The following is a 20,666-nucleotide window of genomic DNA, read 5'->3' on the forward strand; positions in this document are numbered from 1 at the left end:
GTCGACGGGAGCCGGCGCGGAGGTGCTCGCAGGGGTTCCGATGACTGCGTCGATCTGGAGGACTTTGGATAGAACCATCCGAGCCCTGTCAATCTGCTGAAGGGCTTCGTTGTAGCTCAGTGTAGCCGCCAGTCGATAGTCAGCCACTTCACGTGTTTGACGCAAAGCACGAATGGCCATTGCCAATTGTCCGCCAGTGACTCTCATTGCCTGAAGCTTTGGAGATACTCCGCTGACATGCCACTCCTTAAGCCGACGCCCCATCTCACGATGGCTCAAATGAGTTGCGCCTACCTCCTGGATGCTAGACACGGGAAGCTTCTCTGCAAACGGTAGAACAGCATGATATGCCGCATAGTAAGCGCGACTAGCCGACGCTCTAAGGGTCGCCTCATCTGCGCCTTCAAGGCATGCTTTTTTTGCGAAATCCTGCAAATCCCTTGCATCAACCGGCATTTACGCCCCCTGTGGCAACCAGCGCAAAGCTGACATCTTCATTGTCCAGCACGTCGGGGAATTCCGACGTCAAATGGCCGAAGAGATCCCACTCAATCGCACTCCCGCTCTCAGCGTCAACATCGACAAAGAAGTTGACGATGATGCCTTGCCTCCCACCTTCTTGCGGCACTGGCGAAGGCCGAACGGCGATCACGTCCGTGTGTCGATCCAGCAAGAACCGCAATGAGGCGCCAACTCGTTCAGCGATCCACTCCTCAGATATGCCGGTGGCCTCCAATGCTCCATGCGACATATGCAAAGAACTCAGTGAAGCCGAAACGCCCGGCGCCGCTTCACTGTCGTGATGACTGGATTTCGGTGGCAACACCAGACCCTCAATCTCTGCACTAGAGGTCAAGGCCATGCCCGCCTCTTTCATTGCAAGACGAATCATCGTGGACTCGGCAGCCCAGCCGCTAAATCCCAGCGCAGACGCCACGTACTCCCGAGCATCGGGGTCCAGCTCCTCAATACAGACGTAGCGGCGATAAAAATCAGCTACGGAAGAGGATTGTCCAACGAGACCAAGAACCATCATTCCCCGGACGAGCACATCGAAACGACGACCGGAAGCTTCGATCGCCCTCTCGTACTCAGCAACTGCGGCGGGCATATCTCGTTTGATCAGCGAAACCATGGCTGAGATTTCGCGTGCTTCGACTGGGTCCGCGTTGCGCAGATCTTTCGCCTCTGAGGCAAGCCGCGCAATGTCGATCTGAAGTCCGCCCCGCCTCAAGAGCCGGTCAGCCTTCTCGTAAAGATCTCTAAACTTCGTTTGAGCAACAGCTCCGGTCACGTCAAGGCCCTCCTGAGCCGAGTATCGCAACACCACCCTATCAGCGACCCGCTGAATCAGGGTTCAAAATCAAAAAAGCCGCGCATTGTAGCTCAGCCTAGCTAGTTCGCAACAGCCCGCTTCCCTTGCCTAGCCACTTTCGCATGCCAACGGCTGCGGGGCAAGGCGCCCACGCCCTCATCCGGCAAACTGCGCTCCTAAAGCAGAATTGCAGTATCCCGGCCTGGCTCAGCCGTATCACTTGCAGGGGGGGCGCTCATCCGGCCCACGCAGCCCATGCATTAGGAACTCCGTTCATAAAATTGTTAGCTAATAGCTGTTGACTAACAATTAGTGCGCAGCTAACGTTATCTCCAGTCGCCCAACACCATCCCATCCCGGGGCCGGGCGCAGGAGATCACGCATGGCCACCCTTTCCCTGGGCGTCAGCAAGGCGCCCCCCACTGTCGTCGCAATGCCCACCCTCGGTGTGGTCGCCATCAAGGTGGGCGCTGCCAGCCTCTACATTGAACTCGGAGAGGCGGACCGCCTCTCGGTGGAGATCCAGCACGCCGCGCATCAGCTTCGCGGCGAATGCCAGGACGCCGCCGCATGAGCGCCGTCATCGCCCACCACTCCAACGCCCAGCGCGCGGCAGCCGCCGCCGGCATCGTCGCCCGCGCCGGGCGCCGATGGGGCCTCCTCCCCTACCAGGTCGTCGTCGCCGCCAGCATCGCCGCCAATGCCGTCCTGCGGCATGGCCAGAGCGCGGCAGGCGCCGTCGCCGCCGTTCGCCGCGCAGCGCACGCACAGGCGGGTGCTGCATGAGCTGCCCTGTCGATGTGCTAGCGGTGCTCGATGCCCTCTGCGAACGGGCGGCTTCCGGTGACCCGGCCGAGTATCGCGAGGTCAACTCGCTGCGCAACGCAGTCACCGAGCTCATCGCTGCCGATTCCGAATACGATCGCGCGCGCGACGCGTGGCTCGCAGCCCCCTCGAAGCACCACGAATTCCTTGCGGCACGCGCGGCATGGAAGCGTCGCGCTGCTGCCCTTGCCCGCGTCAAAGGCGGTGCCGCATGAACGACCACGACTTCTTCGCCGCCATGGCCGTCGGCATCCCGCCCATCACCCCGCCCGTCGGCCCGGTGACCGCGCCGGCCGAGTCCATCTCCAAACAGGAAGCCGAGTAATGCGCCACCTGGCCCTGCCCTTCTACTGCGCTTTCATCGTCGGCCTGATGCTGGCGCTGCTCGCGCGCGCCATCTACACCGGCGCCCATTCGTTCGTGTGGGTCGCCCTGGTTGGTATCGGCTACTTCGGCCCGGCATGTGTCATCGAAACCCACCGCTGCTGGCCGGCATTCCGCGCCGAAATTCAGCGGCGCTCGGCCGCACGACAGCGCGCGCCACTACATGCCGACGACACCCACTGACCCCCTGCCCTGCGCTCGCCCCCTGTAGCGCAGGGAACCCGCGCCGGCCGGGTTCCACCAGCCGGCAACCCATTCCAGGAGTCCAGCGTGCGTAACCAGCTCGACATCTTCGACGACGATCCAGCCCGCATGGCAGTGGCCAACCGCGCCGCCGCCGAGCGCGCATTGCTCGACGTGCAGCTCGCCGCCACCGTCCGACAGGAACGCCACGAATTCTACCTGCGCGAAGCCGAACGCTGGGAACACCTCGCCGCGCACAGCGTGCGCTCCACCACCAGCAAGGACATGCAGGCATGAGCAACCACAAGACGACCCAAGCGGACGTGTGGCTCGGTGGGACGGTCAGGCGGAAGCTTGTGCTGCCACCGCTACCGTGGACGACCTACAAGGCCTACAGCGACGCAAGCGACCTTTCTTCCGTATGGCTTCAATGGCTCTCACCAACGCCGCCATGGAGTCCACCACGGCCTCTTCTTAGGCCCCGCGAATATACGTGCGTTGATCTCTTCGAGGGCTTTCCCCAGCTCCGTGTCCGCAGTCTCCAGATGCGTGTCCAGGATGTTCAAAATCAGAATCCGATCTTCAGCGCCAGGTCGCAGCGCACTTCTAACTTGGTACTTCATTTTCCTGGCCGCGACAGCGCAGGCCACCGCGACCGCAAGTCCTTGGGCCGCTTTGTGCAGCTCGTGGATGCGATGGAGGTTTTCTCGTACGGAAGCCGGAGCTTGAAGAACGTCACCGCCCTCTGCCTCAAAGCTCTCATTAATCGCTTGGGCGTGATCGTGTTGGATGTGGCTCCGCAACTTCCGAATGCGCTCGTGCCATTCCTGAACGTCGGGTTCCAAGAGCGTGGACAGCCCAAGAGCGCGTTCCAGCGCTTCTTCCCTTCTGCGTCTTTGTTCTCGAAGCGATATTTGCAGCGCCAGAAATGCGGCAAAGAACGTCCCGATAGCCGACCATGCCTCCCAATCAACGAAACATTTATTGCTGAGCCACCAGCACTGACTTACGCCATCCAGCATGCTAATTCCCTGATCCCCCTGTGGACTCACCGGCATTCTGCCATGCCGTCGCGGCGGGCGGAGAACTGACATGGCTGACCAGATGCTCACCGCTGCACCATCGAAAGGCAAAGGCGTCATCGATCAAAATCTGGCGCTAAAGGTCGCCAACAGCATCGTTTCGCGGAGACTGGTCAATGGATGGTCGCGTCAAGCCATCCTATGCAGCATCGAGGGAGGTCCATCGCCATGCGGGCGTGCGTTCTATCTGATGCGCGGCGGCGTCATCGTCGTCGCCCTCTTCCCGATGACGCAGCTGAGCGATATGAACGGTCGCGGGTACTGGTACACAATCCGCGACCTGTTCCCGCCGCTTCCTTATCGCAGCCATGCAGGTACTGAAGATCTGCAGCCGTTCCAGGTCGGTGACAAGGTCTGGGCTTGGTACAAGGACGAGCCCAGGGCTGATTATGGCCAACCCGATCAGCCGGGCGACGACACAAACTGGAGTCGGTGCTTTCCGCTGTTCACCGTCAAGAGCGTGACGGGTCCACACCTTGAACCGGCAAAGTTCGCCGGTAGATCGCACTACCAAGTGCAGCTCAGGTATCGCGAAGGGCCACCGGCCACTCACTACGACGCGGGCTACCACGACGTTTGCCCGATCAAGGGGCGTCCCTGGCAGATGCGCGGAGACGGCGATTACCTGCAGTTAGTGCGCCGTGCACCGCCTACGGCAAAACCACGCCGTGCTGCTGCAGTGCCGGCGCCCACCTCCACCCTGCCGCCGCCATTGCCGGCCCAACTGGACCTGTTCGCATGACTGCACCACTGCCAGTATCCCCGGCCACCGTGGTCGAGGCCACCAAGGCATCCTCGCCCGTCGCCGCAGTCGTAACCACCATGCGCCGCCTGGGCGCCGCCGGCGCGCCAATCTCCGCCGACCAGGTTCGCGAGTGGAGCGACACCCTCCTGCAGGAGCTGTACTCGCAACCGCCCGTGCGCTGGGAGTACCGCAACAAGAACGACGTGGGGCCCGGGTGCTGGGTGACTGCCACCCCTGAGCACTTCTATCACGCCGCCAAGCGCGGCTGGGTCGTGCGCGCTCTGTGGGAAACTCCGCGCGTCGTCCAGCCGGAACGCGACCACCACTTCAAGGGCGGAACCTGCACCAGGTGCGGCGAATCCATGGACTGGTCCGGGCCCGACTGCATCCCGCGACTCAGACCCGTGGACCCGCGCGCAAAGCTGCCATTCGATCCCCGATGGCTGCTCCAGCCCCTGCGGTGGCTGCGTGACGCCAAACCCGGCGCCCTCAACCGCTACGACCGCGAACACCGCGCCAAGCAAGCCGCCTTCCTGATCGAGCGGCTTGAGGCCCAATACCCGGAGTGCCAGAAGCCATGACCCAGGAACATATCAGCCACCCGGAAGGGTTGCCGAACTGCGCCGCCGGCCACCGCGCGCGCCACATCCACGACAAGCGCTGTGCGGCCGCCGGCGGCGGCCACCTGGTCGAGTGCGCGTGCAGATCGACCAGCAAGCATGCCGACGCAGAGAGGGCCATCGCCTCATGGCGGCGACTCAATCGCCCCGCGCGCAGCGCGCGCCAGGCGCCGGCACCGACAGTCGGCGACAACGTTCTGCAGTTCCAGCTTGGGCTGGCCGACCGTCCTACGAAGGCTCGCCGCATCGGAGGACATCATGGGCGCGGCTGAAAGACTGGAAGAGCTGCTGTCGCTCGATCGAGTGCGCCAGATGACCGGCATGGGCACCACCTTCATCTACGGAGAGATCAAGGCTGGCCGCTTCCCGCGCTCTATCCGCATCGGTCGCCGCGCACTCTGGATACAATCCGAGGTGCAAGGCTGGGTTCGGCAGCAGATCGCGCAGAACCGACCTTTGCAGGTGGATGGGTAAGCGGGCGGGTAGCGAAGGCTGTAAAAACGAAAAAGCCCCTATTTCTAGGAGCTTTTTGCAAAGACTGGCGGAGAGAGTGGGATTCGAACCCACGGAAGGTTTAACCCTTCGCCGGTTTTCAAGACCGGTGCCTTAAACCGCTCGGCCATCTCTCCAATCGGGTCCCGGTCGCCCGGGCAGCGCCGTATTCTCGCACGTGAAGGCCATTTGCCCAAGACCACCCTTGCCCCCGCCCCTCGCATCCGGCACGGTGGAGGCTCGACTGCATCCGGAGCCCCCATGGCCCACCTCGACCTGGCCAACCTGCGCACCACCCTGCTGGACGACACCCAGTTGGCTGCGGTGGCCCTGCATCGCACTCTGGCCGGCCACCTGCCGGTCAGCAGCGGGCAGTTGGTGATCTGCGATCCGCTGGTCCAGGCCGAGGCGCCGGCGCTGGCCGACTACACCGCGCCGGCCGGCCGTCATCCGGTGGAGATCATCGTGCACAGCGGCCGCCCGGCGCTGGCCGTGGCCTGGTTCAAGCCTCGCCAGGCTCTCACTGCATCGGCCCTGCATTGGCAGATGGCGCGCTGGACCACGCAGGACCTGACCGGCCTGGATGAGGACAGCTTCATCGGCTATCCGGTCGACGCCGGCATCGGCTGCTTCATGGATACCGACACCCAGCAGGCGCTGCTGGCCCTGATCGAGCAGGCCGATGGCGAGGAAGGCGGTGCGTGGTCCAATGCACTGGTCGATCATGACGGCCTCGACGAAGGGGCCGAGTACCGCCCGTGGGGCGAGGATTCGCCGCATGGGCTGGTGGTATTCACCAGTGGCTGGGGCGACGGCGTGTATCCCAGCTATTGGGCGCTGGATACCTCGGGCCATCCGGTGGCGCTGGTCACTGATTTCCTGTGCATCCAGAACGGTGACGGACGCGACGAGCGTGAGATCGCCGACCAGGCCTATCGCGACAGCCTGCCACCGGAAGAAGCCGAGGCCCTGGCGCGACTGGTGGCCGCCGTCGAACGCGATGATGCCAACGCATTGCGTGTTCTGCTGAAGGACGCACCACAGCGCGCCAATCAGATCGAGCCCGGCTGCGGTGGCACCGCGCTGTTCGAGGCGATCCGCCTGGATCGACCGCAGGCGCTGCGGGTGCTGCTGCAGGGTGCTGCGCTGCCGGCGATGCCCGAGCGCCTGCACATGAGCAGGGTCACCAGCTATCTGGAGTACGCGCGTTTCCTGAAAAAGCCGCGCAGCGCCGAACTGATGGCGGTGTTGGAAGCGCCGGTCATCGCGGATCGGCCAGAACCGGTGGCAGCGCCGCGACGCAGCTTCTGGGTCCGGCTGTTCGGGCGGAAGTGATCGGCGCCGGATACAGCAACGCCGGGCATGGCCCGGCGTTACCGTTCATCCTTCTCAGCCGGCATCCACCGCCAGCGCGCCCAGCGCACTGGCCTTGATCCGCTCCTTGGCCTTCTCGCACGCACCATCGCAATGCAGGCGCGAGGCCTCCAGCTGCGGCGGCAGGTGCTCGGCCAGGAAGTCGATGAACACGCGCACCGCCGGCAGCAGGCCGCGACGCGAGGCGAACACGGCATGGCACACGCCCTGCGGCAGCGACCAGTCCGGCAACACCACTTCCAGTTCGCCATTGCGCACGGCATCGGCGCACACGGTTTCCGGCAGCATGGTGATGCCGAAGCCATCTTTGACCATGCTCTGCAGCAGCGGGAAATCGAAGCCGGCCACGCGCGGCTGCAGGTCGACCCGACGCACCTCGCCTTCCGGGCCATGCAGCTCCCAGCGCTGGCGCGCTTCGTCTTCGCTGATGCTGAGGGTGACGTGCTGGGCCAGCTCCTCCGGGTCCTTCGGGCGACCGGCGCGGTCCAGATACTTCGGGCTGGCCACCAGCAGTTCCTGCACCTGGCCGAAGCTGCGCATCACCAGGCTGCCGTCGTCGTCCAGCCGCGAGCGCACGCGCAGGGCCACGTCGTAGCCTTCATTGATGATGTCCACGCGGCGGTTGCTGATGTTCAGCTGCAGGCGCACCTTCGGGTACTGCTCAAGGAACTTGGGCAGCAGCTTGGGCAGCTGCATCTGCGCCAGCGACACCGGCACGCTGGCACGCACCACGCCACGCGGTTCCGCACTGAGGCGGTCCACCACTTCGCGCGCAGCCTGCGCCTCGGCCAGCATGGTCTGGGCGTGGCGGTGCACGCTGGTGCCGACGTCGGTGACCGCGAAGCGACGCGTGGAGCGCTGCAGCAGACGCACGCCCAGGTCGGTCTCCAGCTGGCTGATGCGGCGGCTCAGGCGCGACTTGGGGATGCCCAGGGCGCGCTCGGCGGCGGCGAATCCGCCGTGGTCGACCACCATCGCGAAGTAGTACAGATCATTAAGGTCATGCATGCCCGAGTTCCATATCTAGAACAATACGTGGCATTCAACCACCTTTATCCCGCCTTTGCAACAACCTATCGTTCTCTTCGTCGGCGGGACCTACCCGCTTCTTCCTTCCAGAACATAGGTGACTGCCATGAAGCTTCTGCATCTCGACGCCAGCGTGCTTGGCGAGAACTCCGTCTCCCGCCACCTGACCGCCGCCGTGGTGGCCCGGTTCAAGCAGCAGATCGAAGGCCTGCAGGTCGATTATCGCGATCTTGACGCCAATCCGGTACCGCATCTGCGCAGCAGCTCGCTGGCCAAGGCCGACGCGGCCGAAGCCGCCGATGCTGAACAGGTGCTCGAGCAGTTCCTGGCAGCAGACGTCGTGGTGATCGGTGCGCCGATGTACAACTTCAGCATTCCCTCCACCCTGAAGGCCTGGATCGACCGCGTGGCCGTGGCCGGCCGCACCTTCAAATACACCGAGAACGGCCCGGTCGGCTTGGCCGGCGGCAAGCGCGTGATCGTGGTCAGCAGCCGCGGCGGCATCTACACCGATTCGCCGGCCGACTTCCAGGAGCCGTTCCTGCGCCAGACGTTCGCCTTCTGGGGCATCAATGACATCGAGTTCGTGCGTGCCGAGGGCATCGCCTACTCGCCGCAGCACCGTGAAGACGCCATCGCCGGGGCGCTGGCGGCCCTGCCGTCGCATGAAGCGGCTGAAGCCGTCGCTGCATAAGCGTTCCAGCGTTCGGCGCCGCTCTCTCCTCGTCGAGGCGCTGAACGCGGGCCGGGATCCCCTCCCCCATCCCGGCCCACCCTGGCGGCCCCGCTCTGCGGGGCCGTTTTTCTGTGGACCGATTCCCGCCCGCCGGGCCATGGCCGGCGGGAACGGTACAGTGGGTCATGGACTACATCGTGACGGCTGCACACCGCAGCGAATTTCCGCACCCGATCACCCTGCGCCGAGGCCAGGCGCTGGTGGTGGGCGAGCGCTACGCAGGCCCGGAGGGCTGGGAGGATTGGTTCCTGTGCCAGACCGAGGGGCAGCAACCCGGGTTCGTGCCGGCACCGGTGATCGGTCGTGATGCGCAGGGTGACGCGTATGCCACCGAGGCTTACTGCGCCCGGGAGCTGGATGTGGATCCGGGGCAGAGGCTGCGCGGGCTGCGCACACTCAATGGTTGGGCGTGGTGCGTGCCCGAGGCGGGCGAACCTGGATGGGTGCCGCTGGAGAAGCTGCGGGTCGTGGGGTGATCGCGGGGTTCATCCACGCATGGCGTGGATGTAGCCCGCATTGTAGATCCATGTCATGCGTGGATTCGGTGCCATGCAAGCATGGCACCCACCCGAGCCGGTTGTCAGGCGATGGTTTCCAGGCCGCCCATGTACGGGCGCAGGGCCTCCGGCACGGTGATGCTGCCGTCGGCGTTCTGGTAGTTCTCCATCACCGCGATCATCGCGCGGCCGACCGCCACGCCCGAGCCGTTCAGGGTGTGAGCCAGTTCCGGCTTGCCGGTGGCCGGGTTACGCCAGCGCGCCTGCATGCGGCGGGCCTGGAAGTCACCACAGTTCGAGCACGAGGAGATCTCGCGGTAGGTTTCCTGCGACGGCAGCCAGACTTCCAGGTCGTAGGTCTTGATCGCCGAGAAGCCCATGTCGCCGGTGCACAGCAGCACCTTGCGGTACGGCAGGCCCAGCTTTTCCAGCACCACTTCGGCGCAGCGGGTCATGCGCTGGTGCTCGGCGTCGCTGTCTTCCGGGCGGCTGATCGACACCAGCTCGACCTTCTCGAACTGATGCTGGCGGATCATGCCGCGCACGTCGCGGCCGCCGCTGCCGGCCTCGGCACGGAAGCACATCGAATGGGCGGTCATGCGCAGCGGCAGCTGCTCGGCATCAACGATCTCGTCGCGCACGATGTTGGTCAGCGGCACTTCCGAGGTCGGAATCAGGTAGCGCGTGGAGTCACCCACCGCAGTCTTGAACAGGTCGTCCTCGAACTTCGGCAGCTGGCTGGTGCCACGCAGCGAATCGGCGTTGACCAGCAACGGCACGTTGGTTTCCTCGTAGCCGTGTTCGCCCGTGTGCAGGTCGACCATGAACTGGGCCAGGGCGCGGTGCAGGCGCGCGATCGGGCCGCGCAGCACGGTGAAACGCGAACCGGACAGCTTGGCCGCGGTCTCGCCGTCCAGCCAGCCGTTACGCGCGCCGAGCTCAACGTGGTCCAGCACCTTGAAATCGAACTGGCGCGGGGTGCCCCAGCGCGACTGCTCGACGTTGTCGTTCTCGTCGGCACCGGCCGGCACGTCATCGGCCGGCAGGTTCGGGATGCCCATCGAGATCGCTTCGATCTTCTCGCGCAGCTCGTCCAGCGCCACTTCCGAGGCCTTCAGCTCATCGGCAAAGGCGGCGACCTCGGCCATGATGGCCGAGACGTCCTCGCCCTTGGCCTTGGCCTGGCCGATCGCCTTTGAACGGCTGTTGCGCAGGCTCTGCAGCTCCTGGGTTCGCACCTGGATGCGCTTGCGATCAGCCTCCAGGGACTCCAGGGCAGACACGTCGAGCTCGAAGCCGCGGCTGGTGCGCAGGCGTTCGGCGAGGTCGGCGGGCTGGTGGCGGAGCAGGGCTGGATCAAGCATGGCAGGTGTCGTGGTGGGTATCAGGGATGGGATTATCGCCTGTTATACGGATTTCTGCCGCCCGGTTCATTCCCGGCGTGGCAGAATCGGGGCATTCCGTACTGGTCCGGTCCATGTCTGCACCCCGCTCGTCGTCCGCCAAGTCGTTCACTGTGCATATCCCGCGCAACGCGCTGAAGATCGCCGGCATCGCCTTCTGCGTCGGCGTGCTGCTGTTCGTGGTGGTCTGGCTGACCGGCCGCGACAAGGAATTCTTCCGCGCCGACCCGGCCGCTCAGACCCCACAGGAGACCGCCCAGGTGGAACCGCTGCCGGAACCGCTGGCCGCCGCCGCCGGGTCCAGCGACATGCCCGATGCCAAACCGGCGCCAGTGGAAGAAGAAGCGCCGAAGCTGGTGGAAACCGCCCCGCCGCCGCCGGCCCCCGTGGCCGAGGCAGCCCCGGCCGCTACGGGTCCGGCGCCTGCCGTGGCCGCCAGCAGCCAGCCGATGCCGATTGCCGGCCAGTCGCCACCGCCGACCTACCCTGCCGCTGCCCTGCGCGCCGGTGAGACGGGCAGCGTGGTGGTACGCGTGGATGTGGACGCCACCGGCTATCCCAACAACGCCACCGTCATCCAGCGCAGCGGTTCACGCGAGCTCGACCGTGCCGCCACCGATGCCGTGCGCCGCTGGCGCTTCACGCCGGCACACAGCAATGGCCAGCCCGTTCCGGGCAGCATTGAAGTGCCATTCGACTTCAAGACCCAGTAACTGAATGTAGCCCGGCAGGCAAACTGAACCCTGCCGGTGGTGTTGACGCAGCACTGACACTTCCGCACGGCGACTCGGGCAACACTCTGCACGTCGTCAATTGACGGAAGGAGTTTGCGATGACTGCCACCACCCACGAGAACCTTCATTCGACGCACGACAGCCACGCACAGCAGCGGCCGACCTCGCCCTGGATGTGGATCGCACTGATCGTGGCGATGTTCGCGGCTGCACTGCTGTGGCTGCGCCACGCCAATCAGGACGACGTGGCACCGGCGCCGGTGGGCGAGCGGATGCTGCCCGCTGCGGAGCAGCCGCTGGTCGATGCGGCCGTGCCTGCCAACGGGCAGGCGGCTCCGGCCGCTACCCAGCGTCGGGCAGCGCCGGCGGTGCGTAACCGCGAGGCGCGCCCGCTGGCCAGCAACAGCAAGCCGACCTACCCGGCCACGGCACTGCGCAATGGCGTGCAGGGCAGCGTGGTGGCCAGCCTCAATGTCGATACCCGCGGCCATGTGACCAATGCGGCGATTGTTTCGCGCAGTGGCGAACGCAGCCGTGATCTTGATCGTGCGGTGCTGAGCACCGTGCAGAACTGGAAGTTCCAGCCGGCCATCCATGAGGGCCGTGCGGTAGCGAGCGTGGTGCGGGTCCCGGTGGACTTCCGCACCGAGCAGCGTTGATCGCGGACGAGGGGTTCGTGATGTTTCGACGGAGGCTTCGGCCTCCGTCCTTTTATGCGGAGCATCGTGCCAACCAAGGTTGGCACCTACCGGGTGCGTCATTCGTGTCGACCCAGGTCGGCACCTGCCGGGCGATGCGGTGCAGCGCTTGAAGCGCCGGTCAGGCCAGATTGAACCCGGCGCTGCGGGCCAGGCCGTCGAAATCCGGGAACGAGGTGGCGACGTTGGCGATGTCGTTGATGCGCACTTCGCCATCGCTGATCTGGCCGGCAATGGCGAACGCCATGGCGATACGGTGGTCACCGTGGCTTTCGATGGTGCCGCTGCCCAGGCGCACACCGCCGTGCAGGGTGGCACCGTCTTCGGTTTCATCCACCTGCATGCCCAGCGCGCGCAGGCCGGTGGCCATCGCCGCAAGGCGATCGGATTCCTTCACCCGCAGTTCGGCCGCACCGGTCACCACGGTCTGGCCTTCGGCGGCCGCCGCCGCCACGAACAGCGCCGGGAACTCGTCGATCATGTCCGGCACCAGCGCTTCCGGAATGCGGGCGCCCTTCAGCGGCGCGTAGCGCACCACCAGATCGGCCACCGGCTCACCGCCCTGCTCGGCCGGATTCTCTTCGGTGATGTCCGCGCCCATCAGGCGCAGCGCGTGCAGCAGGCCGGTACGACGCGGGTTCAGGCCGACCTGCTTCAGGCGCAGCGCGGAACCGGGAATGATGCTGGCGGCCACCAGATAGAACGCCGCCGAGGAAAAATCAGCTGGCACCACGATATCGGTGGCGCGCAGGCGCTGGCCGCCGCGCAGGCGCGCCTTGCCCGGTGAGAATTCGATGTCCACGCCGAACGCCGACAGCATGCGTTCGGTGTAGTCACGGGTCGGGTGCGGCTCGGTCACCGTGGTTTCGCCCTGTGCGTACAGGCCAGCCAGCAGCACCGCCGACTTGATCTGCGCGCTGGCCACCGGCGAGGCGAAATCGATGCCGTGCAGCGACTGCCCACCATGCACGTGCAGCGGCGGCGTGCCATCACTCTCGGTGTCGATCTTTGCGCCCATCTGCGAGAGCGGGCCGGTGACGCGCCGCATCGGGCGGCCGGACAGCGATTCATCGCCGATCAGCGTGCAGTCGAAGGCCTGGCCGGCCAGCAGGCCGGCCAGCAGACGCATGCCGGTGCCGGCGTTGCCGCAGTCCAGCGCCGCATCCGGCGCCTGCAGGCCGTCGATGCCGACGCCGTGCACGATGCGCTGCGACGGGCTGGGCGTTTCGATGCGCACGCCGAGCTGGCTGAAGATACGTGCGGTGGCGCGGGTGTCTTCGCCTTCCAGGAAGCCGTCGATATGCGAGGTGCCATCGGCCAGCGCGGCAAACATCACCGAGCGGTGCGAGACCGACTTGTCGCCGGGAATGGTCAGGCTGCCCTGCAGCGGCTGGCCCTTGCGGGCAATCCAGTGTTGCGCGTTGCTCATCGTTCGATCATTCCGTAAACGCCGGCCGCGCCGGCGATGCATCAGGGGGCAGCGGCCACGGCCGCCGGGACAGCAGCGCTCAGGGCACAGCCACCGGATAGGAGCCGAGCACCTTGATCTGCGCCGAGTGCGCTTCCAGTTCGGCCAGCGCGGCCTGCATCGGGGCGTCGTCGATATGGCCGGCCAGGTCGATGAAGAAGCCGTATTCCCACTTGCCGTGGTGCGACGGGCGCGACTCGATGCGGTTCATGCTGATGCCGTGACGGGCAAACGGGCTGAGCACATCGAACAGCGCGCCGGGCTTGTCATGGATGAACACCAGCACCGAGGTGCGGTCGTGCCCGGAGGTCGGGAAGATGTTGCGGCCCACCACCAGGAAACGCGTGGTGTTGTCGGCATCGTTCTGGATCGGCTTGGTGACCACCTTCTTCAGGCCGTACACGTGGCCGGCGCTCTCACCACCGATGGCCGCCGCGTCGTCGGCATTGCGCGCACGGCGCGCGCCTTCGGCGTTGCTCGACACCGGGATCTTCTCGGCTTTGGGCAGGTTGGCGCGCAGCCAGGCCGAGGTCTGCATGAACGACTGCGGATGCGCATAGATGCGCTCGATATCCTCGATGCGACCGCTGCGCGACATCAGGTACTGCTGCACGCGCAGTTCCACTTCACCGCAGATCTTCAGGTTGGAGGTCAGGAACATGTCCAGGGTGATCTGGATGGTGCCCTGCCCCGAATTTTCCACCGGCACCACGCCGAAATCGGCGTTGCCGGCTTCCACTTCCTGGAACACTTCCTCGATGCTGGCCATCGGCAGGCCCAGCGCCGAGCGGCCGAAGTGCTTGAGCACGGCCTGCTGGCTGAAGGTACCTTCCGGACCGAGGTAGCCGATCTTCAGCGGCTCCTGCTGGGCCAGGCAGGCCGACATGATCTCGCGATAGACGTGCACCAGCAGCTCGTCGCTGAGCGGGCCTTCGTTGCGGTCGACCACCATGCGCAGCACCTGCGCTTCGCGCTCGGGGCGGTAGTAATCGACGGCGGCGGCCAGCTTGCCCTTGGCCTTGCCGACCTGGTGGGCGAAGCGCGCGCGCTCGGCGATCAGGTTCTGGATGTCACGGTCGATCTGGTCGATCTTCGAACGCACATCGGCCAGTGCCAGCGGCGCCAGCGTCGGCGCCGGGGTCGAGGCGGCCTTGGACTTCGCCTTGCTCTTGGGCGCTGCACTGCCCTTGGCCGGTTCGGCCTTGTTCGGCGCCTTCTTGCTGGATTTGCTGCTTCCCATCGGAATTCCTTGTTGCGGGGCACGCACCCGACGGTGCGCGCCGTTCATTGCTCAACCGTGACGCTGCTGGAAATCGGCCATGAAGGCGACCAGCGCCTCGGCCCCGGCCAGCGGCATGGCGTTGTACAGCGAGGCCCGGATGCCGCCGACCACCTTGTGCCCCTTCAGTGCCAGCAGGCCGGCGGCCTTGGCTTCGGCCACGAAACGGGTATCCAGATCGGCGTTGGGCAGGAAGAACGGGATGTTCATCCGCGAACGTGCGGCGTGCGCGACTTCGTTGCGATAGAAGCCACCGGAGCCATCGATGGCGCCGTACACCAGCGCGGCCTTGGCGGCGTTGCGCCTGGCGAACTCGACCACGCCACCTTCGGCCAGCATCCACTTGAACACCAGGCCGGCCAGGTACCAGTTCCAGGTCGGCGGGGTGTTGAGCATCGAGTCGCGGGCGACGTGCGAGCGGTAGTCGAAGATGTCCGCGCGCGGCTGACCGCTGCGCTCGAGCAGATCGCGGCGGATGATCATCACCGCGATGCCGACCGGGCCCAGGTTCTTCTGCGCGCCGGCGTAGATCACGCCGTAGCGGCGCACATCCAGCGGCTCGCTGGCGATGGACGAGCTGAAATCGGCGATCAGCGGGACGTTGCCGGTGTCGGGCACATCACGGAACTCGACACCGTGGATGGTCTCGTTGGCGGTGATGTGCACGTAGGCCGCATCGGGCGAAAGCTGCCAGTCCGCGCGCGGCGGCAGCGTGCGGTAGCCATCGGCCTCGCTGCTGGCGGCGATGTTGACGTCCACGTAGACCCCGGCCTGCTTGACCGCGGTCTTGCCCCAATGGCCACTGACCACGTAGTCGGCACGCTGGCCGGGGCTGGCGAAGTTGAGCGGGATCAGCGCCTGCTGGGTGGTGGCGCCACCGGACAGGAACAGCACCGCATAGTCGTCGGGGATATCGAGCAGGCGGCGCAGGTCGGCCTCGGCCTCGGCGGCCACGGACATGAATTCCGCGCCACGGTGGCTCATTTCCACGATCGAAGCGCCGGACCCGTGCCAGTCCAGCATTTCCGCCTGCGCCTGGCGCAGGACCGATTCCGGCAAGGTTGCAGGGCCGGCACTGAAGTTGAACGCGCGCGTCATGTCACACCTGTGGGGCAAGACCCCTAGTATGCCGCACTGCACCAGCCTTGCGGCCTTGTAGCGCAAGGGAAATTTGGTTGCATTCGTATCCATTGGCGACGCAGGTGCGGCCGATGCGGCCGTAGCGCGCGAGGGCGGATGACGCTCTGGTAGCTGCCGACCTTGGTCGGCCTGCGGAAAGCGTGCCGACCAAGGTCGGCACCCACCAAAGCCAAGCGTGCGTAGCGCCGGGCCAGACCCGGCGGACGCAGGGTTCAGCGTGCGCCGAACCAGAGCAGCAGACTGAGCAACGCCGCCAGCAGCAGCGCGCTGACCAGTAGCCACGGCCAACGCCGGACCCTGCGCGGCGCGACGGGCAGCACCGGCGCCTGCTCGATGTCCTGGCTGGCCTCATCCTCGTCCGGCAATGGGCGCCGGCGCGGGTCGTGCGGAACCTCCAGCACGAACCGGTGCTGGCCATCGAACACCACCTGATCGCCGGCCTGCAGCCAGCAGTGGCGAACGGCCACGCCGTTGACCCGGGTGCCATCGGCACTGCCCAGGTCGCGCAGCAGCACGCGCTCGCCATGCACTTCCACGCGAGCGTGCTGTTCGGCGAACGCGGGGTCGTCGATGGCGATGTCGGCGTCGTTGCCACGACCGATCAGGCGCGCCCGCGACAACGTGAAGCTGCGCCCATGATGCAGGCCACCGACGCCACGCAGCAGGCGCTGCTGTTCATCGCTGCCCTCGTCACTCTTCGGCGCAGGCGCCTGCAGCAAGCTCTCGACCTCGCCCTGCAGCACCATCTCCACGCCATCGACGTACACCGCGTCGCCTGCACGCAGCAGGGCCATCCGCCGTACCGGCCGTCCGTTCACATGGATGCTGCGGATGCCGTTGCCGACCTGCAACCACAGCCCCCGGTCATCCATGCAGAACTGCGCCAGCAGCAGGGCGCCATTGCCGCCCTCGCCCAGCCTGACGCTGCCGTTGGCCTGGCGCACGATACGCTGCACCCCGGGCCGCAGGGGCTGGTCGGGCTGTTGTTGTTGGCTGAAGTGGACAAGCAGGTTCTGCACGCGGCGCAGACTAGCAGGTTGCTCGCCAACGAAGAAGAACCGGTGATGAGTGCTTGGCGCGAAGGCCCCCGATGCGCACAATGCTCGCCCTCATTGATCATCCCCGCCCTGCGCCAGGAGCCTGCATGTCCACCATCGATGTCCGCCACGCCCACGCCCTGCCCGACGCACAGGCACGCGCGGCGATCGAACAGGTCGCCGCCAAGTTGTCCGAACGTTTCGGCCTGAAGTCGTCCTGGACCGCCGACGTACTGAATTTCTCCGGCAGCGGCGTGGACGGTGCGATCGAGCTGCAGCCGGGCGCCGTACGTGTCACCGCCAAGCTGGGCTTCCTGCTGTCGGCGATGAAAGGCATGGTGGAAGGCGAGATCCAGCGCGTGCTGAAGGAAAAGCTGGGCTGAATCCCTGCGGCGGCCGTCACGGTCGTGCAACGCCATCGCGCGCTACTCTCGGGGCAGGCCCAACTCCCACGGGAAGTGCGATGAACCGTTACGAAAACGATGACCGCCGCGACGACGACGCCTCGTTTGGCGACCAGGCCGAGCGCTTCTCGCGCAAGCTGAGCGATTCGGCCCAGCAGGTCTGGCTGGCCGGGCTGGGTGCCCTGGGCCGCGCCCAGGCCGAAGGCAGCCGCTTCTTCGATGGCCTGGTGAAAGAAGGCGAAGCCTGGGAAGCCCGCCGCCGCGAGCGCCAGGGCGACCAGGGCCCGGGCTGGCGCGACAACGTTGAATCGTCACTGGACGACGCGCGTGAAAAAGCCTCCGGCACATGGAACAGGGTCGAGAAGGCCTTCGACGACCAGGTGCAGGGGGTGCTCAAGCGCCTGCATGTGCCCACCGCCGACGAAGTGACCGCGCTGGAAGCCCGCATCGACGCCCTGCATGCGCGCCTGGCCAAGCTGGAGACCCGGGCCGCTTCGGGCAGCGACGCGCCCGCGCCAGGCAGCCACCAGTCGCCGGACAGCGTGCCCTGACCGACGATTGTTGCAATGCAATAAAATCTGGTTGACAATCGCGAGCAACCCGCCAATCGCTTCGGCTGCCGTTTGTTCCCTCCCCTCACGGCTTCAGGATTGGCGGGTTTTTCGTGCCTGCACTACGCCGATCTGAGCGTTTGATCACATTTGGTGTCAGGAACCTCCTGACCCAGCGGGGCGGCGCGCCGATTACACTGTCGTCTTCCGCATTCGCCCCTTCCGCGCACCTCCCGCATGCTCCCCTGGATCCTGGCCCTGCTGTCGGCCCTGCTTGTCTGTTCCCTGGCCGTTGTCTATCTGTGGTGGATCAAGCGACGCCAGAAGGAGATGCAGCTCGGCCTGCAGGCCCTGGCCGGCATGCACTGGCGTGAGTTCTCGGTACTGGTCAAGCGCATGCTGCGCGAGCAGCGCGGGCTGCGCGAACTGAACGATCCGGCCGAGGATGCGCGGGAGCCGAGCAGCGATTTCGTGCTCAGTGACGGCCCCAACCACTGGCTGGTGTCGTGCAAGCATGGCCTGGCCTATCGCATCGGCACCGCCGCGGTGAACGAACTGGGCGCCGCCGCACGCCTGGCCGGCGCCAAGGGCGGCATGCTGCTGACCGAAGGGCGGATCGAACGCGACGGCCGCGCCGCCGCCGAAAAGCAGGCCGTTGAAGTGCTGGACGGCCCGCGCCTGTGGCCCCTGTTGCAGCCTTATCTGCCAGGTGACATCGACACGCGCGTGCGTGCCGGTGCGCGCCACGAAGCGCTGCGCCGGATCGCCATCGCCGCGCTGGGCTCGGTGACGCTGGGCTTGCTGGTGGGCGTGGGTCTGCAGGGCCTGCATGTGGACCGCGCCGAGCCCGTTGCCGCGGCGCCGGTCACCCCGACCGTGGCCGCTGAAGCGGCCCGCGAACCCGCTCCGGTGGCCACGCAGGCCGCCCTGGCAGCGCTGCCCGCGCCGGCCCCCACGGCCGCGCCGGGAACCCTCGATGCGCGCAGCAATCCCAATCCGGATACGGCCACGCTGGACCGATTCCAGGCGGATCTGTCGCGCGCGCTGGCTGGCAAGCCCGGCATCGCCAGTGGCGTCTGGTTGACCCGCCAGACCCTGGCGATCAACCGCACCGGAGAATTGGATGCGGTATGGCCGCAGGTCTGCGAGGAAGTGCTGCACTACCCGGCCCTGCGCAATGTCCGCATCCAGCTTAATGCCCGCCCCGGCGTGGACGAGCCGGTGCGCTGGCGGCAGTGCGCCACGTATTGATGGGCACCGACATCCACGCATGGCGTGGATGCCCCTGTAGCGTCGAGCCAAGCTCGACTCATCGCACATCGCGCGAACAGCAGCCGAGCGTGGGCTCGGCTCTACATCGCGCCTGCTCAGCCCAAGGCAGCGAGATGGGCGATGTAGCTGGAGCGGGATTCACCCGCAGCTCTGGCCTGCGCATCCAGCCTCGCCAGGACTCGACGTGGCAGGCTGATGTTGACCCGCTCGATGGTGTCGTCTAGCAGCGCCGGATCAATGCAGATGTAGGCAAGAATCCAGGTCGTATCGCTGGAGGCCTCGGCAACGATCTTCTGCGGCGCAGAAGGATTGGGAATCGAGCGCCCCTCATCCAGGGCCGCGTCGATCCAGGCAAGCGCAGATTCCTCGGCCGCGCTGAGTGCATCGTCAAGCGTGTCGGCCGCCGAGAAGCACCCCGGCAGATCGGGAACGATGACATCCCACGCGGTGTGTTCATCGCCGGCCTCAATCAAGACTGGATAGCGCATGGGACCTCCTACCTCAGTCCTGCTTCCGCAATGCCTGAACCAGCCCTTGCCGCCTCCAGATCCCGGATGAGGTCCCTGCTCTTGATGCAGGGGCGATACACGTCGTACACACGCATCAACAGAGTTCAAGACGACAGCCGTTCCAGACCCGTTGATCCACGCCATGCGTGGAGGGAGCCCCTACCGCGCGCCGGGCGCGAAGCGTGCCACCAGGTCCCAGGCGTCTCCCAGGAACACCTGGCGCACGCGGGTGATCGGCTGTTCGCCGCGCCAGGTCAGGCGCTCGATCACCAGGCAGGCGGTGCCGGGCTTCACATCCAGCAGCCTGGCGCTGGCAGTGTCCGCGCCCCATGCGCTGATGCGGTGCTGCGCGCGCGTCCACGACACGTTCTGCAGCAGCCAGCTGCCCGGCGCGGTGGTATTGAAATCAACCTCCAGCACTTCGGGCACGCCCACCGGGCTGATCAGGCGGTGCTCCAGCGCCAGCGGACGGCCATCGGCCAGATGCAGGCAACGCATCGCCAGCAGCATTTCCTGGCCAGCCAGCTCGATCTCGCCGGCATTGCCGGCCTCGGCCCGGCGCAGCTCGCGTTGCAGCAGGTGATAACCGTACTGATGGCCGCGCGAGCCAACCTCCATCGCGATATCCGGAATTTCCAGCGCCACCTGCTCCAGATGCGGCGGCTGCCGCGCCACGAACGAGCCTGCACGGCGGCGGCGCTCGATCATGCCGCTCTCGGCCAGCGCGGTGAGTACCTTGTTCACCGTCATCCGCGAGCAGCCGTACTGCTCCATCAGCTCGTGCTCGTACGGGATGCGGAACCCCGGCGCCCACTCTCCACTGAGAATGCGGCTTTCCAGATCGCTGCGGATACGCTGGTTGAGCGTGGCGGACTTGCTGGCCTTCACG

Annotated in this window: 27 protein-coding genes and 1 tRNA gene; 18 read left to right on the forward strand and 10 right to left on the reverse strand. The window is 66.1% G+C overall.

What is annotated here, in order from left to right:
- Nucleotides 1–445 precede the first annotated feature (445 nt).
- Nucleotides 446–1,294 carry a hypothetical protein gene (locus AC5YGJ_RS09750; protein ID WP_496186409.1) on the reverse strand — a complete coding sequence of 283 codons (849 nt, stop codon included), beginning with the start codon at nt 1,292–1,294 and terminating at the stop codon, nt 446–448.
- 403 nt (nt 1,295–1,697) lie between these two features.
- Here AC5YGJ_RS09750 and AC5YGJ_RS09755 point away from each other — a divergent pair, with 403 nt between their 5' ends.
- From AC5YGJ_RS09755 to AC5YGJ_RS09800, 10 genes are all read left to right on the forward strand, one after another.
- Complete coding sequence (locus tag AC5YGJ_RS09755) at nt 1,698–1,889, forward strand: hypothetical protein (protein WP_279923429.1); 192 nt, start codon at nt 1,698–1,700, stop codon at nt 1,887–1,889.
- Complete coding sequence (locus AC5YGJ_RS09760; protein ID WP_496186410.1) at nt 1,886–2,101, forward strand: hypothetical protein; 216 nt, start codon at nt 1,886–1,888, stop codon at nt 2,099–2,101. Before AC5YGJ_RS09755 ends, AC5YGJ_RS09760 begins: the two co-directional genes overlap by 4 nt.
- Entirely contained in the window at nt 2,098–2,355 is a 258-nt protein-coding gene (locus AC5YGJ_RS09765) for a hypothetical protein (RefSeq protein ID WP_496186411.1), read from the forward strand. Before AC5YGJ_RS09760 ends, AC5YGJ_RS09765 begins: the two co-directional genes overlap by 4 nt.
- A 109-nt stretch (nt 2,356–2,464) precedes the next feature.
- Nucleotides 2,465–2,707 (forward strand): hypothetical protein, encoded by a 243-nt coding sequence (locus AC5YGJ_RS09770; protein WP_496186412.1) that lies wholly within the window; start codon nt 2,465–2,467, stop codon nt 2,705–2,707.
- A gap of 87 nt (nt 2,708–2,794) precedes the next feature.
- Nucleotides 2,795–3,004: a hypothetical protein gene (locus tag AC5YGJ_RS09775; protein WP_496186413.1), complete on the forward strand. Its 210-nt coding sequence runs from the start codon at nt 2,795–2,797 to the stop codon at nt 3,002–3,004.
- Nucleotides 3,001–3,798 carry a hypothetical protein gene (locus AC5YGJ_RS09780; RefSeq protein ID WP_496186414.1) on the forward strand — a complete coding sequence of 266 codons (798 nt, stop codon included), beginning with the start codon at nt 3,001–3,003 and terminating at the stop codon, nt 3,796–3,798. Before AC5YGJ_RS09775 ends, AC5YGJ_RS09780 begins: the two co-directional genes overlap by 4 nt.
- A gap of 1 nt (nt 3,799) precedes the next feature.
- A complete protein-coding gene (locus AC5YGJ_RS09785) occupies nt 3,800–4,531 on the forward strand; it encodes a hypothetical protein (RefSeq protein WP_496186415.1) in 732 nt (243 codons plus the stop codon).
- On the forward strand, nt 4,528–5,115 hold the full coding sequence (locus tag AC5YGJ_RS09790) for a hypothetical protein (protein ID WP_496186416.1): 588 nt from the start codon (nt 4,528–4,530) through the stop codon (nt 5,113–5,115). Before AC5YGJ_RS09785 ends, AC5YGJ_RS09790 begins: the two co-directional genes overlap by 4 nt.
- The gene (locus tag AC5YGJ_RS09795) at nt 5,112–5,426 is read left to right on the forward strand and encodes a hypothetical protein (protein WP_496186417.1); all 315 of its coding nucleotides are present in this window, start codon (nt 5,112–5,114) and stop codon (nt 5,424–5,426) included. The genes AC5YGJ_RS09790 and AC5YGJ_RS09795 overlap by 4 nt, the downstream gene beginning before the upstream one ends.
- On the forward strand, nt 5,413–5,628 hold the full coding sequence (locus AC5YGJ_RS09800; RefSeq protein ID WP_010480570.1) for a helix-turn-helix transcriptional regulator: 216 nt from the start codon (nt 5,413–5,415) through the stop codon (nt 5,626–5,628). Before AC5YGJ_RS09795 ends, AC5YGJ_RS09800 begins: the two co-directional genes overlap by 14 nt.
- A gap of 65 nt (nt 5,629–5,693) precedes the next feature.
- On the opposite strand, the gene AC5YGJ_RS09805 is transcribed toward AC5YGJ_RS09800, so the two are convergent.
- Nucleotides 5,694–5,783 (reverse strand) — tRNA-Ser (locus AC5YGJ_RS09805).
- Between the two features lie 124 nt (nt 5,784–5,907).
- Here AC5YGJ_RS09805 and AC5YGJ_RS09810 point away from each other — a divergent pair.
- Entirely contained in the window at nt 5,908–6,981 is a 1,074-nt protein-coding gene (locus AC5YGJ_RS09810; RefSeq protein WP_496186418.1) for a DUF4241 domain-containing protein, read from the forward strand.
- 54 nt (nt 6,982–7,035) lie between these two features.
- Here AC5YGJ_RS09810 and AC5YGJ_RS09815 read toward each other — a convergent pair whose 3' ends face one another.
- Nucleotides 7,036–8,028 (reverse strand): LysR family transcriptional regulator, encoded by a 993-nt coding sequence (locus AC5YGJ_RS09815; RefSeq protein ID WP_107233008.1) that lies wholly within the window; start codon nt 8,026–8,028, stop codon nt 7,036–7,038.
- A gap of 127 nt (nt 8,029–8,155) precedes the next feature.
- On the opposite strand from AC5YGJ_RS09815, the gene AC5YGJ_RS09820 reads away from it, so the two are divergent.
- The gene (locus AC5YGJ_RS09820; RefSeq protein ID WP_409460200.1) at nt 8,156–8,743 is read left to right on the forward strand and encodes an FMN-dependent NADH-azoreductase; all 588 of its coding nucleotides are present in this window, start codon (nt 8,156–8,158) and stop codon (nt 8,741–8,743) included.
- Between the two features lie 167 nt (nt 8,744–8,910).
- A complete protein-coding gene (locus AC5YGJ_RS09825) occupies nt 8,911–9,261 on the forward strand; it encodes an SH3 domain-containing protein (protein WP_249843611.1) in 351 nt (116 codons plus the stop codon).
- A gap of 104 nt (nt 9,262–9,365) precedes the next feature.
- Here AC5YGJ_RS09825 and serS read toward each other — a convergent pair whose 3' ends face one another.
- A complete protein-coding gene (serS, locus tag AC5YGJ_RS09830; protein WP_409460202.1) occupies nt 9,366–10,646 on the reverse strand; it encodes a serine--tRNA ligase in 1,281 nt (426 codons plus the stop codon).
- A 113-nt stretch (nt 10,647–10,759) separates the two neighbouring features.
- Here serS and AC5YGJ_RS09835 point away from each other — a divergent pair, with 113 nt between their 5' ends.
- Nucleotides 10,760–11,398, forward strand: a complete 639-nt coding sequence (locus AC5YGJ_RS09835) for an energy transducer TonB (protein WP_496186419.1) — start codon at nt 10,760–10,762, stop codon at nt 11,396–11,398.
- A 119-nt stretch (nt 11,399–11,517) separates the two neighbouring features.
- Nucleotides 11,518–12,078: an energy transducer TonB gene (locus tag AC5YGJ_RS09840; protein WP_496186420.1), complete on the forward strand. Its 561-nt coding sequence runs from the start codon at nt 11,518–11,520 to the stop codon at nt 12,076–12,078.
- Nucleotides 12,079–12,238: 160 nt separating this feature from the next.
- Here the strand turns inward: AC5YGJ_RS09840 and aroA are convergent, their stop codons facing one another.
- The 4 genes from aroA to AC5YGJ_RS09860 all read right to left on the reverse strand — a co-directional run bounded on the left by aroA (nt 12,239) and on the right by AC5YGJ_RS09860 (nt 17,023).
- Nucleotides 12,239–13,546, reverse strand: coding sequence for a 3-phosphoshikimate 1-carboxyvinyltransferase (gene aroA, locus AC5YGJ_RS09845; RefSeq protein WP_496186421.1), 1,308 nt, complete (start codon nt 13,544–13,546; stop codon nt 12,239–12,241).
- Between the two features lie 79 nt (nt 13,547–13,625).
- Nucleotides 13,626–14,825 carry a prephenate dehydratase gene (gene pheA, locus AC5YGJ_RS09850; RefSeq protein ID WP_496186422.1) on the reverse strand — a complete coding sequence of 400 codons (1,200 nt, stop codon included), beginning with the start codon at nt 14,823–14,825 and terminating at the stop codon, nt 13,626–13,628.
- A 51-nt stretch (nt 14,826–14,876) separates the two neighbouring features.
- Nucleotides 14,877–15,962, reverse strand: coding sequence for a 3-phosphoserine/phosphohydroxythreonine transaminase (gene serC, locus AC5YGJ_RS09855; RefSeq protein ID WP_496186423.1), 1,086 nt, complete (start codon nt 15,960–15,962; stop codon nt 14,877–14,879).
- Between the two features lie 254 nt (nt 15,963–16,216).
- A complete protein-coding gene (locus AC5YGJ_RS09860) occupies nt 16,217–17,023 on the reverse strand; it encodes an FHA domain-containing protein (RefSeq protein WP_249843606.1) in 807 nt (268 codons plus the stop codon).
- Between the two features lie 125 nt (nt 17,024–17,148).
- Here AC5YGJ_RS09860 and AC5YGJ_RS09865 point away from each other — a divergent pair, with 125 nt between their 5' ends.
- The 3 genes from AC5YGJ_RS09865 to AC5YGJ_RS09875 all read left to right on the forward strand — a co-directional run bounded on the left by AC5YGJ_RS09865 (nt 17,149) and on the right by AC5YGJ_RS09875 (nt 19,247).
- On the forward strand, nt 17,149–17,424 hold the full coding sequence (locus tag AC5YGJ_RS09865) for a polyhydroxyalkanoic acid system family protein (protein WP_005417302.1): 276 nt from the start codon (nt 17,149–17,151) through the stop codon (nt 17,422–17,424).
- Nucleotides 17,425–17,504: 80 nt separating this feature from the next.
- Nucleotides 17,505–17,996 (forward strand): phasin family protein, encoded by a 492-nt coding sequence (locus AC5YGJ_RS09870; RefSeq protein WP_309337759.1) that lies wholly within the window; start codon nt 17,505–17,507, stop codon nt 17,994–17,996.
- A 237-nt stretch (nt 17,997–18,233) separates the two neighbouring features.
- Entirely contained in the window at nt 18,234–19,247 is a 1,014-nt protein-coding gene (locus AC5YGJ_RS09875; protein WP_496186424.1) for a restriction endonuclease, read from the forward strand.
- A 116-nt stretch (nt 19,248–19,363) separates the two neighbouring features.
- Here AC5YGJ_RS09875 and AC5YGJ_RS09880 read toward each other — a convergent pair whose 3' ends face one another.
- Both AC5YGJ_RS09880 and hutC read right to left on the reverse strand, forming a co-directional pair.
- Nucleotides 19,364–19,756 (reverse strand): type II toxin-antitoxin system HicB family antitoxin, encoded by a 393-nt coding sequence (locus tag AC5YGJ_RS09880; RefSeq protein WP_496186425.1) that lies wholly within the window; start codon nt 19,754–19,756, stop codon nt 19,364–19,366.
- A gap of 180 nt (nt 19,757–19,936) precedes the next feature.
- Nucleotides 19,937–20,665, reverse strand: coding sequence for a histidine utilization transcriptional repressor HutC (hutC, locus tag AC5YGJ_RS09885; protein ID WP_409460206.1), 729 nt, complete (start codon nt 20,663–20,665; stop codon nt 19,937–19,939).
- Nucleotide 20,666: the final 1 nt, after the last annotated feature.

The organism is Stenotrophomonas sp. CS3K5, from assembly GCF_059515225.1.